Raw genomic sequence first — 13,101 nt, 5'->3', positions numbered from 1 at the left:
AGGTCGTCAGCACCGACACGCCGATCGCCGCGAACCACAGATGCAGCACGGCGCGCGCGAGCGGGCCGCGCAGATGCTTCGCATAGACGGCCCACAGCACGACGAGCAAGCCGATATGCAGCGATGGCGCCTGGTTGAACGGCTTGTCGAAGCCCATCAGCAGCGTGAACAGCGCGCCGGCCACGCCACCCGCGTCGGGCCGCTCGAAGCCGAAGCGCAGCGGCCATGCGATGAAGCACGCAACCGAGATCAACTGCACGGTCAACAGGCGCTTCACGTGATCGAGCAGGTCGTCGCGGCGCGTCCAGAAGAAGAACGACAGCGCGTACAGCAGGTCGATCGACCAGTACGGCACGATCGACCACGGCACGAACGGGATCGCGTGCTCCCAGCCGAACGCGAAGGTCGGCACCGTCGGCCGGCGCGCGGCGAGCCAGTTCGCGAACCCGTAGGTCGAGAAGAACACCGCGCCCATCACCGCGAGCCAGCCGAAGCGCAGCGCGAACGACGCGTCGCGCGCGCCGGCTGCCGCGTGCGCGGACAGGCCACGCGCGTCGCCGCCGAGCTCGCTCATTGCGCGTCGACCCGCTGCGCGAGACTGACCGAGAAGATGCCCATCTCGTCGATCCGCTGTTCGAGCTTGCGGAACCCCGCGCGCGCGACGAGCTCGTCCATCTCGGCCTGCGAGCGGCGCCGCATCACCCAGGTCGCGTCGCCGCGGTGGTTGTTCAGTGCGCGCGCGATGAACTCGATCTGCGGATGCCACGGCTGCCCCGTATAGACGAGATAGCCGCCCGGCGGCACCGCCTGCGCGAGCCCGCGCAGCGAGCGCTCGATCAGCGCATTCTCGCCGAACAGCTCGTAGAGCCCCGAAACGATCGCGAGCGTCGGACGCGGCTCGAGCGTCGCGAGCGACGCCTCGTCGAACGCGTCGCCGCGCTCGAAACGCGCGATCGGCTCGAGGCCGCGCTGCGCGATCAGCATGCGCCCCGCTTCGACGTTCGGCGGGCTGTAGTCGCGCAGCGTGATGTCGTCGGGCGCGGCGCCGTCGCGCTCGGCCACCGACGCGATCGCGTCGAGCACATAGCGGCCGTGCCCGGCCGCGATGTCGACGATCCGCACCGGCGCGCTCGCGCCGCGCAGCCGCCCGATCGCCGCGCCGATCAGCTCCTGCAGATGCACCTTGCGCTGGCGGATGCCGACCCAGCCCGGCGAATCCAGGTAGGTGCGGTCGATCAGCCGGCCGACGCCCAGGCGCCCCTGCGCGTGGTTGCGGTACACGTAGTCGAGCGTCGAGCCCGAATCGAAGCCGAGCTTCAGCCCGAGCGCAATCCCGTCGGACAGTGCGCCGCCCGCCTTCAGCCCTGCCCGCGTGATCGCCCAGTAAACGCGCGCGAGCGGATTCGCGGGCGGCCGCAACAGCGTCGCGTATTCGTCGTGAAACGCGCCGCGCCGGTCGGCATCGGCGAGCGACACGCGCGGGCCCGGCGCATCGAATTCACGCAGCACGAACGCACGCAGCGGCGCGAGCGCCTGCGCGCGGTCGCGCTCGCCGAGCGTGTCGTGATAGAAGCCCGGCAGCACGATGCGCTCCTTGCGCGCCGCGCCGAGGCGCTCGTAGAAACGGTCCTGCGGGCCGCGATGGACGACCCAGTCCGCGCCGGAGATCAGCAGCTGTGTCGGCACGGTGATCGCCGCCGCGTCGGCGACGATCCGCTGCGCGGTGTCGTGCAGGTCGAGCAGCATGTTGACCGCGATCGGCCGCGTGATCAGCGGGTCGGCCGCGTAGCTCGCGATGCGCTCGGGGTCGTGCGTGAGGAATCTCGGCTTCACGTAGCTGTTCACGTAGAACAGCCCGCGCAGCTTGTGCATCAGCCGCAGGCCGGGCCGCGCGAACGGTACGTACAGCTTGATGTGGAATGCCGGCGACGCGACGACGAGACAGCGGATCGGCGGCGCGTAGTCGTGCACCCAGGTCGCCGCGAGCACCGCGCCGACGCTCTGGCCGACCACGGCCATCTCCTCGATCGCGATCCCGTGCGTGTCGCGGATGTGCTCGACAAAGGTCTGCAGGTCGCGCACCGACGCGGCCGCGCTCGGGCTGTAGCCGCGCGCGCCGGGCGAGCGGCCGTGGCCGCGCGCATCCCATGCGAAGAACGCGAATTCGGGCAGGTCGAGCTCGTCGACGAGGTGCGCGACGCGCGCCGAATGCTCGTGGCCGCGGTGCAGCAGCACGATCGCGCCGCGGCAGCGTGCGCCCGTGGCGGGCCAGTGGCGATAGAACAGCGTCTCGCCGTCGTGCGTGATGAAGTCCGCCTCGCGGGCGATGCGTGCGCTCATGCGTTTCTCTCTCGTTTCGTTATTCGAATGATTCGGCGCCGCCCTCCGGCGCCTTGCGGGTCAACCGCCCGCTTCGCGGATGCCGGCCTGCACGCGACGTGCGACGGTCACCATCGACAGCACGATCAGCAGCCGCCACAGCCACGCGGCGACACCGCCCACCGACAGCCCGAGGCCGATCCACAGCGCGAACGCGCCGAGCGCGAGCGCGCGGTCGCTCTTGCCGAACGGGCCGTCGTAGCGGCGGCTCGCACCGACGAGCGGGCCGATCAGCCCCGCGCATTCGACGATCACCGCGAGCAGTGCGAACAACCACACGTCGGCCTGCGTGAACGCCGACACGGCAAGAAACGGCAGCACGAGCGCGACGTCCGACACCACGTCGCCGAGCTCGTTCAGGTACGCGCCGAGCGTGCTCTTCTGCCCGTGCTCGCGCGCGAGCATCCCGTCGATCGCGTTGAGCGCCATCCGTGCGAACAGCCACAGCGGGATCAGCAGGAACAGCGCGCGCGCAAATACGCCGAGTCCGGCAAGCGCGCCGACGACGATCGAGCCGCCGGCCGCGAACAGCGTGACCTGGTTCGCGGTGACGCCGCGCGCGGCGAGCGAATTGGCGAGCGGCCGCAGGCGATTCTGGAATTTCGGTTTGAGTGCGTACAGGCTCATCGGGCTCTTCGTTTCATCGTTTTATTCACACGGGTTGCGAGTCCGTTTCCGCCGCATTTGCATCGCCGGCGGAACGGCACGTCATTGGACGGACCTAATCGTCGCCGAGCCGGATGCACGCGTCAAGCATGCGCGTCGCGCCCGCGCGGACGGGCTGCGCGCGGCAATCTGGCGTTTTTCCCGGAAACTCGCGATAATCCGCTGGCCCGAATGCAACAGGCAATCGTTTCGAAACGCATTCGCGCACTCGTGCAATAGCGGTTAATTCCTGCCGGTTATCTCGAAACCGGTCGATTATCGCGGACCTGCGACAGGCATTCACGAATTTGAAAAAATGTAACCATGGGCCGTCCGACGCGCAGCGTACTGCGTCGGCATACCGGGATTCCGCCCGCCGCACATGTGCGACACGGCGGGCATGCGAACAGGAGGCGCGCGACCGATGAACATCCTGCATGTGTGGCAGCGCGATTTCCTGCTGACGATCGTGCGGCTCGTCGCGGGCGCCTATCCGGTGTGGCATCAGGCGCCGCCGTCCCCGACTCAGAAGATCTACTTCTCGAACCATACGAGCCACATCGACACGCTCGCGATCCTCGCCGCGCTGCCGCGCCACGTGCGCGCGGTCGTGCGGCCGGTTGCCGCGCGCGATTACTGGGACAGCAGCGACATGAAGCGCCACATCGCGCAGAAGCTGCTGAACGTCGTGCTGATCGATCGCCACCGCGAAACCGGCGGCGACCCGCTGGATCCCGTGCGCGACGCGCTCGCGCAAGGCCATTCGATCATCATCTTCCCCGAAGGCACGCGCGGCGCGGATGCATTGCCGCAGCCGTTCAAGAGCGGGCTGTTCCATCTCGCGACCGAGTTCCCGAACGTCGCGCTCGCGCCCGTCTATCTCGAGAACCTGCAGCGCATCATGCCGAAGGGCGCGATCTGGCCGGTGCCGCTGATCTGCAAGGTGCACTTCGGCGCGAACGACGCGCGCGGCGAACAGGAGGACAAGGCGTCGTTCCTCGCCCGCATGCGCGACGCGATCGTCGCGCTCGCGCCGCACCGCCCTGCGGGCTGAGCACGGCGCTTCCCTTCTTCATCCGGACAACGACATGCGAACACTTTTCTGGGAACTGGTCGCGGGCGTCACGGGCGTGCTGACCGTCGCGACCGTGATCGGCGCGATCCTCGGCGCGCGCAGCGGCGGCACGAGCGCGACGATCGTCAACCTGAACCAGCGCATCCGCGCATGGTGGGCGATGATCGCGGTGATGGTGATCGCGATCGGCCTCGGCAACAACGTCACCTATCTGGTGTTCGCGGTGCTGTCGTACCTGACGCTGCGCGAGTTCATCACGCTCACGCCGACCACCGCGAGCGACCACACGACGCTGTTCATCGCGTTCTTCATCGCGATTCCGGTCCAGTACCTGCTGCTCGGGATCAACTGGTACGGGATGTACTCGATCTTCGTGCCCGTTCACCTGTTCTTCGCGATGTCCCTCGTGTCCGCGCTGACGCAGGACACGCGCGAGTTCCTGAGCCGCAACGCGAAAATCAACTGGGCGCTGATGGTCTGCGTGTACGGGCTGAGCCACGCGCCCGCGGTGCTGATTCTCGACATTCCGCATTACGCGGGGCAGAACGCGCTGCTGCTGTTCTTCTTCCTGTTCGTCGTGCAGATCAGCGACGTGCTGCAGTACGTGGTCGGCAAGCTGTTCGGACGCCGCAAGATCGCGCCGCGCCTGTCGCCGTCGAAGACGATCGAGGGCTTCGTCGGCGGCGGCCTGCTCGCGACGCTGTGCGGCGCGGCGCTGTATCGCGTGACGCCGTTCAGCTTTGGCGCGGCGTTCGGGATCTCGCTCGCGATCGTGATCGCGGGCTTCGTCGGCGGGCTCGTGCTGTCGGCCGTCAAGCGCTCGCTCGGCACGAAGGACTGGGGCTCGATGATCGCGGGCCACGGCGGAATGCTCGACCGCGTCGATTCGATCTGCTTCGCGGCGCCGGTGTTCTTCCACCTCGTCCGCTATCTGTACGTTTGATGCGCGGGCGGCGCATGCTGCCGCCTGCTTCTCACCGCGCGTCCGCGCCGGGTTCTGACCGCCGCGCGACGCTTCAGTACCCTTCCCGCAACGCCTTCGGCACGATATAGCGCCCGCGCGCCGCATCGAACTTCACGACGTGGCGCACCTGGATGTCCTTGTTCCCGCGCGTGCCGGTTTCCGTGACGATCAGCGGTCGGCGCGGAACCCGGCCACCCATTGCCGGCGGCCGGCAACGAACGCGCGGCTGAAATCTTCCCAGCTACCGAAGCAGTCCTGCGCACGCTGCGCATTCAGCAGCAGCACGCGCCACAGGCCGGAGCGATCAAGCAGCACACGCCGGCGCGCACGTCATCGCGCGACGGACAGACCCGCAGGTAGCACAACGCCAAAAAGGGACGGCACGCACGCCAGCGCGCCGTCCCGTCACGGCTCCGTCATCGCGACGGCAGCGCCGTTCACGGAAATGCGGGAATGGTCGGGTCGTGCCCTTCGACGTCCGCTTCCGGATGGTGCTTCTTGATCAGCGCCTCGATTTCGTCGACGCGATCCGTCTTCACGTCCACCATCATCAGCAGTTCGCCCTTCTCGACCGCGTTTTCGAAGCGTTTGAGCCGCGTATTCGGCACGTTGACGCCGATCATCGTCGCGGTCCACGCGCCGAATGCGGCGCTGATCAGCGTGATCAACACGACAGCGCCCGCCGCGATCTTGAGCCCCTCGGGATGAAACACCAGCGCCGCGAGCCCGATCACCATCCCCGTGAACCAGCCGACCGCAGTGCCACGCGCGAGTGCCGGCAGCAGGTCGCTGCGCTGCGCGAGCGTCGCTTGCGGAAGACTTTCGGTTTTCACACCCGGTGCCGCCAGCACGTGGACGTGCCGCCATTCGACTCGTCGAAGCAATAATTCGTCGATGATGCGCGTCGCGCTCTTCGCATTGGGCAACAACACGTAGATTCGCCGCATTTCCCGCCCCTCCTTCCGGCACCCGCCCGCGTCCGCGACGGAGGTGTCGCGGCGCGCGCACCAGATCATGCACGGCCTTTCGCCAATCCTTTCATATTAGTCGCTATCTCGGCAGGCGCTATCCCGCGCCGCGCAATCGGCCGGTTCTGCGAGAATCGCCGGCTGGCGTCGCGAATTCCGCCCAACCCGCAAAGCCCCCCAACCGACACGAAAATCCGCATGAACCTGACCTTGCAGGACGTCGCATGGCACCGGTCGATCGGCCGGCTCATCGAGTTGCTCGACCAGCCGGGCTTCTGGCTCGCGCTGATCCGGCAGATCGAAGAGTACGTGCCGGTCGACAGCTGGGTCGTGCTGGTGTTCAGCGACGGTCGCCCGCAGGTGTTCGCCGAATGCCCGTACGAAGGCGACGGGCCCGACCCGCTCTTTCGCGATTACGTGCAGGGGCTGTACCTGCTGGACCCGTTCTACATCGCAAACCGCGAAGCGCCGCAAAGCGGCCTGTTCCGGCTGTCCGACGTCGCGCCCGAGTGCTTCCGCGACACCGACTACTACACGCGCTACTTCACGCACAACGTCGTCGAAGACGAAGTCCAGTACAACGTGCGGCTCGACGACACGCGCACGCTGTGCCTGTCGCTCGGCAGCAGGCAGCGCTTCAGCCCCGAGCAGGTCGCGCTGCTCGACCTGATGCGGCCGTGGGTGTCCGCGCTGATGCGCCAGCGCGTCGGGTTCGAACGCGAACCGGCCGAGCACGCGCCGGCTCGCACGGCCGGCACGCGGGGCGGCTTCGAACTGGCGATGGCGCGGCTCGGCACGCCGCTCACCGCGCGCGAGCTCGATGTCGTCCGGCTGATTCTCAGCGGCCGCTCGAACAAGGAAGTGGCCGGCAAGCTTGCGATCTCCGCCGAAACGGTCAAGGTGCATCGCCGGAACATCTACGGAAAACTGAGCATCAACTCGCAGTCGGAGCTGTTCTCGCTGTTCCTGAAAGCGCAGATCGATGCGTGATGCAACGCGCGGATGGCGCGCGCCTGAATCGCGCTGCACCAGCGGCTGTCGACAGATCAATACCCCCGAAGGGTTAACGCATCGGCGGGATAGGATTTCCAACGGTTCGGCGCATACTAGGCCGCACTGAAATCCGTTCCCGGTGCCTGTCGCGCGCCGGTCACCCATCCGGCTTGCGCCCATGAAACTGAAAATCGACATCAACCAGCTCGCAGGTCGCGACGGCGACACGCGCTACAACCTCGAGCGCACGCTCGACGCCATCGCCACCTGCGCGCCCGGCACCGACATCGTGATGTTTCCGGAGGCACAGCTCACCGGCTTCCTCGATCGCGACAACCTCGCCGCCGTGGCCGAGCCGCTCGACGGCCCGAGCGTCAACGCCGTCGTGGCTGCCGCGCGGGCGCGTGACGTCGCGGTGGTCGTCGGCCTGATCGAAAACGATCGCGGCCGCTTCTACAACACGACGGTATTCGTCACGCCGGACGGCGTCGCGCTCAGCTATCGCAAGACCCACCTTTGGGTGAGCGAGCGCGGCATCGTGCTGCCTGGCGACCGCTACGCGACCGTCGCGTGGCGCGGCGCGCGCATCGGCATCCTGATCTGCTACGACAGCGAATTCCCGGAAAGCGGGCGCGCACTCGCCGAACTCGGCGCCGAGCTGATCCTCGTGACCGACGGCAACATGGAGCCGTACCGCCACGTCCATCGCACGTCCGTCACCGCGCGCGCGATGGAAAACCAGGTGTTCGCCGTGGTCGCGAACCGCGTCGGCGACGGCACGCACGACGTCGTGTTTGCCGGCGGCAGCCTCGTGGCCGATCCGTTCGGACACCTGTTGTTCGAAGCCGGCAACACCGAGTCCCGCCACACGGTCGAACTTGATTTCGCGCAGCTCGCCGCCGCGCGCTCGGTCTACGACTACCGCGCGGACCAGCGCCTGCACATGTCGGGCGAACCCATCGAGCATCCGGACGGACGCCGCGAGCTGTTGATCCCGTGAGCGGCGCCGGCGTGGCGACTCGCCGTGCGATCAGCCGGCCCGATGCGTCATTGCGCGTCGGCGTTGCCGGTGTCGACCGACAGCGCTTCGCCGATCGCATAGAAATTGCCGCCCGCGATGTAGTGCAGGCTGCGCAATGCGGGATCCGCCGCTTCGAAATGCCAGTGGCCGTCCTTGAACACGCGCGTGTCCGACCACGCGCCGACGACCTCGCCGATGAACAGGTCGTAGGTCTGCTGGTTGTGCGGCTCCGGAATCAGCTTGCACGCAAGCCAGCCCGAGCAGCCGGCGACGAACGGCAGGTCATGGCCATCGATGCCGAACAGCGTCACGCCGGCTTCGCGCAGCTTGTCCGGACGCTCGGCAAGGCTGTGGCTGCCGACCGCATGCGTGAGCGCGAACTGCGCGGCCGTCGGGATCTGGATCACGAACGTGCCGCTCTGCTCGACGAGTTCGCGGGTCTTCGCGCTCTTGTCGAGCACGACCGTTAGCTTCGGCGGCAGGAAGTCGAGCGCGCACGCCCACGCGGCAGCCATCACGTTGTCGGTGCCGCCATGACGCGCCGACACGAGCACCGTCGGGCCGTGATTGAGGAGTCGGTAGGCTTTCTTCAGCTCCACCGGAGCGATGTGACGATCCATACGGGTTCCTTGGAGAACGACACGCACGAACGGATGCCGTGCGACGCGGTGCCGGCCGGACGGGATGCGCACCGCCGGTGCGTGGCGCGCGCGACAGTCGCGAACGCCCGCCCGGCTGCGGCCCGCGCCAACCGAAGGCCGCATTCTCGCATTCAATTTCAATCGGCGCCGACGGGCGGGTCCGTATTGCGTTCGCGTCGCCGCGCAGACAGCCAGTGCAGCGACCGCGTCAGCGCCGCCCCGCGGCCCAGTCGACCGCCGCGTCGAACAGCGCGACCCCGGCCGGCGACAGGTTCACGAACGTGTCGTTGTCGAGGAAGAACATCACGCGCCGCGCCGGTGCAAGCGCTTCGTAGTCCATCGTCGCGCCCTTCTCGTACGCGAAGATCGCGGCCTTGTCCGGCTGCCCGTACACGGTCGCGATGATGCTCGCGCCGAGCCCCGGCTTGCCCCAGCTCATCGGCGCCTGTTTGCCGTACACGTTCGTCGCGCCCGCCGGCAGCCCTGCCGCGATCGGATGCGGCGCATTGACGAGCCATACGTAGCGTTCCTTGCCGGTTTCGCCGAAGTCGACGTCGTGACGCTTGCCCGTCATCGCAAGATCGTCGAGCAGGTCGTTTTCCCAGGTCACGAGTGGCTTGTCGAGCGTACGCCAGCCCGCCGCGACATTCTTCGACGACACCGTCGACGAGATCACGACCAGATCCGCGTCGCGCGCGGCGTCCGGCGTTGCCGCCTGATCGACAAAACGTACCGCGTAACCGCGCGCTTCCAGATGGGCGCCGACGCGTTCGTCGACCTTGATGTTCGGCCCGCCGAGCTGCACGAGCATCGCGACGCGCGTGACGGCAGATTGCGCGTCGGCCGCGACGGCCGGCGCGATGCCAGCGATGCCCGTCACCAGCGCGAACGCCACGCCCGTGATCGCGCGCAATGCGCAGCGCCGCGCACGCGACAGAGCGCGTACCGGAGCGTGGTTCTTCATGTTCGTGTTCGTCTTCAAGTTCATTGCGATGATCTCCGTGGCCACGCAGCGGACTGCGCGGCCAATGTATGCGCGGTGCGTCGGGTGCGTCGTCAGAATTGCAGCGTGGTCAGCAGCGACACCTGCCGCGCATCACCGACCGCGACGAAGTAGCGGTTCGCGCTCGACGGGTAGTAAGTACGGTTGAAGAGGTTCTTCACGTTGAGCTGGAACGACACCTTCTGCTTGCCGATCCGCGTGTCGTACGTCGCGAACGCATCGGCGAGCACGTACGACGGCAGCGTGAAGCTGTTCGCCGAATCGCCGGGCCGTGCGCCGACATAGCGCGCGGCCGCGCCGACGCGCAGGTCGTCGCCGCCTGCAAGCGTACCGACGTCGTAGACAGCCGCGACCGACGCGGTATGGCGCGCGACGTTCCAAAGCTGGTTGCCCGCATAGAGCGGATCGTCGATCGTCTTCGCGTCGATGTACGCATAGCTCGCGATCACGTTCAGGCGTTCGCCGATCCTGCCCGACAGGTCGAGCTCGACGCCGCGCGAACGCGCCTTGCCCGAGGTCCGCCAGTCGGTGAGCTTCGTCGTGTCGTTGAACTGCGACACGAGCACGTTCTTCTTGTCGATGTCGAACAGCGCAAGCGTGCCGGTCAGGCCGCCCGGCAGGTCGAGCTTGCCGCCCACTTCCCAAGCGGTCGACTCTTCCGGCGGCGTCGCGCCGTCGATCACGAAGCCGCCCGTCATCGGCGCGATCGACGACGACGGCTTCAGCGATTGCGAGTAGCTGCCGTACAGCGAGAACGCGTCGGTCCACTTGTAGACGACACCCGCGCGCGGTAGCCATTTCGATCCGCTCAGATCGGTATTTGCCTTGAACGGCCGACCTCGGCCCGCAACCTGGTTGTACGTGATGAAGCGCATTCCGCCCGACACGATCCACTTGTCCGTCACGTGGATGCTGTCCTGGAAGAACGCCGACGCGTCGTGCAGCGTGTCGGTCTGGTCGCTGTCGCTCGCGGACACGGTGCTCGACGGCGGCAGCAGCCCATACACGGGATTCACGTAGCTGAACGGCGTTTTCACCGCCTCGCGCAGCATGTCCTTGCGGTAGATGCGCCGGTATTCGCTGTCGAAGCCGAGCTGCACGTCGTGCCGCATTCCCGCGAGCGTCAGCTTGCCGTTCACGTACGCGATCCCGTAGCTGTCGGTGCTGAGCGCGCCGTGCGTCGCGTCGTTGCTGCGTGCCAGCGTGCCTGTTGCGGGAGCGACGCCCGTGATGCGGATCTGGTTCGCGTCGTAGGTCTCGCGGTTGTAGCTGTAGCCGAAATGCGCGTTCCAGTCCGCGTTGATCTGGTGATCGACCGACAGCTGCGCGAGATGCGACTCGCCGTCCATGTCGTTGAACGGCTCGTCGAGACGGCGCCGCGCTGGAATGTCGAGCGGTGCGTTGGTGCGCGGATCGAGCGCGGTGCCACGATCGAACGGCGAATGGAACTTGCGGTATTCGTAGGACAGCACGACCTGCGTATCGCGCCCGTACCACGCGAGTGACGGCGCGACGAAAGTTTCGCGGTACTCGCCGAAGTTGCGCCAGTACTGTTCTTTCGACTGGTCGACGATCAGCCGGTACGCAAGCCGCGTATCGCCGACCGGCCCGGTCGCATCGAACGTCACGTTGCCGCCGTTCTTGCCGTGACCGAAGGTCGAGCCGCCGACAGACAGCGCGTTGTAGCGTGTCAGTTGCGGCACCTTGCTGACGACGTTGATCACGCCGCCCGGATCCATCAGCCCGTACAGCAGCGACGTCGGGCCCTTGAGCACCTCGACGCGGTCGACCGCCGCGTTGAACGCGCGCCCCTGCACGAGCGGCATGCCGTTCTGCATCACCGAGCCGTCGCGGTTGCCGCCGAAGCCACGCTTCATGATCGTGTCCTGCGTGCCGGCAAGTGTGTTGCCCTGCGTGATGCCGCTCACGTTCGCGAGCGCGTCGTCGAGATTGCGCGGCCGCTGGTCACGCAGCACCTGCGCAGGCACGATCGCGACGGCTTGCGCGGTGTCGAGCAGCGGCGCGTCCGAGCGCAGCACGCCGGCCTCCCGCGGCGGCCGGTAGCTGTCGGCGCGAACTGCGCTGCTGCGCACCGCGATTGCCGGCAGCTCGGCGCTCGCCACAGCCGCTGGCGCGGCCGTGTTGCCGGTCCGCAGCAGCGTATAGCCGCCGCTCGGCTGGCGGATCGCGACGAGCCCCGTGCCCGCGAGCACGCGGTCGAGCGCGCGTTCGACGTCGAAGCGGCCGTGCACGCCGCCGCTCGTCAGGCCGGCCGTCAGGTCGGCGGGAAACGCGAGCAGGATGCCCGCGTCGCGCCCGAAACGGTTCAGCGATGCGTCGAGCGGGCCGGCCGGGATGTCGTATTGACGGCGCGACGTGCGCTGCTCGGCCGCGGGCGCCGCGTTGGCGTTGGCGTTGGCGTTGGCGTCGGCCAGCGCGGGCATCGGCAGCAACGCCGACAGCAGGACGGCGCCGGCCAGCCGGCATGCAATACCGCCGGGCGCCGGCATGACGTACATGACCGCGCGCGGGCGCGGCGACAGGGAACGGACCGGAGCCGGTCGGCGCCGGCGGATAGAACGGGTGGAAGCCATGATCGAAGTGTCGGTAGGCGATGGGTCAATGCTGCTTTCATGACCCTTGTCACGCGAAATCCGAAAACAGCTCACGCGGGCCGAAATATTTTTTGGATCCCTCAGGAACGGGCCGACACGACCGTCACCCAGTAGCGGGTGACGGTCGTGACATCGATCGGCAACGTCGTCTTCAGCGTGTCGAGCACGCGATCGGCGTCGTCGAGCGGGAACGTGCCGGATACGCGCAGGTCGGCCACCGACGCGTCGCAGCGCAGGCTGCCGCGGCGATAGCGGCCGAGCTCGGCGACGAGGTCGGCAAGCCGCATCCGCGATGCGACGATCATCCCGTCGGTCCACGCAGCCGCGTACGCGTCGAGCGGCGCGGTCGCGCCGATCGCGTCACGCGTGAAATCGGCGCCCTCGCCCGCGGTAATCACGCGCGTGCCCGCCGACGGGCGGGTCGGCTGCACGCGCACCGCGCCGGCAAACACCTCGATGCGGGTCGCGCCATCGCGCAGCCGCACCGAGAAGCGCGTGCCGAGCGGCCGGAGCTCGCCGTCGTCGGTTGCGACGACGAGCGGACGCACCGGCGCGCGATCGTCGTGGCCGCTCGTGACCATGATCATGCCGCGCAGCAGGTGCACGCGCCGTTGCGCCGCGTCGAAGCGCACGTCGATCGCCGTATCGGTATCGAGCACGACGACCGTGCGATCGGCGAGCGTCACTGTGCGGCGCTCGCCGACCGCGGTGCGCACGTCGGCCTGCCAGGCCGCCCAGCGCCGCACCGGATCCGCGCTCCACGTCGCGCCGCCCGCGAACAGCAGCACCGCGAGCGC

12 protein-coding genes and 2 pseudogenes are annotated in these 13,101 nt (G+C 67.9%); 4 read left to right on the top strand and 10 right to left on the bottom strand.

From position 1 onward, the window contains the following. From G3N94_RS35005 to G3N94_RS34995, 3 genes and pseudogenes are all read right to left on the bottom strand, one after another. Positions 1–574: pseudogene (locus G3N94_RS35005) on the bottom strand (serine/threonine protein phosphatase); the annotation flags it as partial. Beyond that, entirely contained in the window at positions 571–2,340 is a 1,770-nt protein-coding gene (locus G3N94_RS35000; protein ID WP_205798560.1) for a bifunctional alpha/beta hydrolase/class I SAM-dependent methyltransferase, read from the bottom strand. The pseudogene G3N94_RS35005 and the gene G3N94_RS35000, both read right to left, overlap by 4 nt. A gap of 60 nt (positions 2,341–2,400) precedes the next feature. Beyond that, entirely contained in the window at positions 2,401–3,006 is a 606-nt protein-coding gene (locus tag G3N94_RS34995; RefSeq protein ID WP_205798558.1) for a CDP-alcohol phosphatidyltransferase family protein, read from the bottom strand. 442 nt (positions 3,007–3,448) lie between these two features. Between G3N94_RS34995 and G3N94_RS34990 the strand changes: the two genes are divergently transcribed. Together G3N94_RS34990 and G3N94_RS34985 are read left to right on the top strand one after the other, a co-directional pair. Beyond that, positions 3,449–4,078: a lysophospholipid acyltransferase family protein gene (locus tag G3N94_RS34990; RefSeq protein ID WP_205798556.1), complete on the top strand. Its 630-nt coding sequence runs from the start codon at positions 3,449–3,451 to the stop codon at positions 4,076–4,078. A 34-nt stretch (positions 4,079–4,112) separates the two neighbouring features. Next, positions 4,113–5,042, top strand: coding sequence for a phosphatidate cytidylyltransferase (locus G3N94_RS34985; protein WP_205798553.1), 930 nt, complete (start codon positions 4,113–4,115; stop codon positions 5,040–5,042). A gap of 73 nt (positions 5,043–5,115) precedes the next feature. On the opposite strand, the pseudogene G3N94_RS34980 reads toward G3N94_RS34985, so the two are convergent. The 3 genes and pseudogenes from G3N94_RS34980 to G3N94_RS34970 all read right to left on the bottom strand — a co-directional run. Next, positions 5,116–5,238: pseudogene (locus tag G3N94_RS34980) on the bottom strand (topoisomerase IV); the annotation flags it as partial. Then, positions 5,232–5,378 carry a hypothetical protein gene (locus G3N94_RS34975; protein WP_346778756.1) on the bottom strand — a complete coding sequence of 49 codons (147 nt, stop codon included), beginning with the start codon at positions 5,376–5,378 and terminating at the stop codon, positions 5,232–5,234. The gene G3N94_RS34975 and the pseudogene G3N94_RS34980, both read right to left, overlap by 7 nt. Positions 5,379–5,500: 122 nt before the next feature. Then, positions 5,501–6,010, bottom strand: coding sequence for a DUF1269 domain-containing protein (locus tag G3N94_RS34970; protein ID WP_205798551.1), 510 nt, complete (start codon positions 6,008–6,010; stop codon positions 5,501–5,503). Between the two features lie 219 nt (positions 6,011–6,229). Here G3N94_RS34970 and G3N94_RS34965 point away from each other — a divergent pair, with 219 nt between their 5' ends. Further along, positions 6,230–7,021, top strand: coding sequence for a helix-turn-helix transcriptional regulator (locus G3N94_RS34965; protein WP_205798549.1), 792 nt, complete (start codon positions 6,230–6,232; stop codon positions 7,019–7,021). A gap of 181 nt (positions 7,022–7,202) precedes the next feature. After that, a complete protein-coding gene (locus tag G3N94_RS34960; protein ID WP_205798547.1) occupies positions 7,203–8,024 on the top strand; it encodes a nitrilase-related carbon-nitrogen hydrolase in 822 nt (273 codons plus the stop codon). Between the two features lie 47 nt (positions 8,025–8,071). Here G3N94_RS34960 and G3N94_RS34955 read toward each other — a convergent pair whose 3' ends face one another. The 4 genes from G3N94_RS34955 to G3N94_RS34940 all read right to left on the bottom strand — a co-directional run. After that, positions 8,072–8,665, bottom strand: coding sequence for a flavin reductase family protein (locus G3N94_RS34955; RefSeq protein WP_205798545.1), 594 nt, complete (start codon positions 8,663–8,665; stop codon positions 8,072–8,074). Positions 8,666–8,894: 229 nt separating this feature from the next. Further along, positions 8,895–9,674, bottom strand: a complete 780-nt coding sequence (locus G3N94_RS34950; RefSeq protein WP_205798543.1) for a hypothetical protein — start codon at positions 9,672–9,674, stop codon at positions 8,895–8,897. Between the two features lie 68 nt (positions 9,675–9,742). Then, positions 9,743–12,283 (bottom strand): TonB-dependent receptor, encoded by a 2,541-nt coding sequence (locus tag G3N94_RS34945; protein ID WP_205798541.1) that lies wholly within the window; start codon positions 12,281–12,283, stop codon positions 9,743–9,745. 101 nt (positions 12,284–12,384) lie between these two features. Then, on the bottom strand, positions 12,385–13,101 hold a 717-nt coding region (locus tag G3N94_RS34940), incomplete at its 5' end, for a FecR domain-containing protein (RefSeq protein ID WP_205798539.1).

Source organism: Burkholderia sp. Ac-20353 (assembly GCF_017104785.1).
Taxonomy (GTDB): Bacteria; Pseudomonadota; Gammaproteobacteria; order Burkholderiales; family Burkholderiaceae; genus Burkholderia.
This window is presented reverse-complemented; position numbering and strand designations above follow the sequence as displayed.

Coding starts and splice junctions, on each gene's coding strand:
- G3N94_RS35000 (WP_205798560.1), bottom strand. CDS start 2,340: ATGAGCGCACGCATCGCCCGCGAGGCGGACTTCATCACGCACGACGGC.
- G3N94_RS34995 (WP_205798558.1), bottom strand. CDS start 3,006: ATGAGCCTGTACGCACTCAAACCGAAATTCCAGAATCGCCTGCGGCCG.
- G3N94_RS34990 (WP_205798556.1), top strand. CDS start 3,449: ATGAACATCCTGCATGTGTGGCAGCGCGATTTCCTGCTGACGATCGTG.
- G3N94_RS34985 (WP_205798553.1), top strand. CDS start 4,113: ATGCGAACACTTTTCTGGGAACTGGTCGCGGGCGTCACGGGCGTGCTG.
- G3N94_RS34970 (WP_205798551.1), bottom strand. CDS start 6,010: ATGCGGCGAATCTACGTGTTGTTGCCCAATGCGAAGAGCGCGACGCGC.
- G3N94_RS34965 (WP_205798549.1), top strand. CDS start 6,230: ATGAACCTGACCTTGCAGGACGTCGCATGGCACCGGTCGATCGGCCGG.
- G3N94_RS34960 (WP_205798547.1), top strand. CDS start 7,203: ATGAAACTGAAAATCGACATCAACCAGCTCGCAGGTCGCGACGGCGAC.
- G3N94_RS34955 (WP_205798545.1), bottom strand. CDS start 8,665: ATGGATCGTCACATCGCTCCGGTGGAGCTGAAGAAAGCCTACCGACTC.
- G3N94_RS34950 (WP_205798543.1), bottom strand. CDS start 9,674: ATGAACTTGAAGACGAACACGAACATGAAGAACCACGCTCCGGTACGC.
- G3N94_RS34945 (WP_205798541.1), bottom strand. CDS start 12,283: ATGGCTTCCACCCGTTCTATCCGCCGGCGCCGACCGGCTCCGGTCCGT.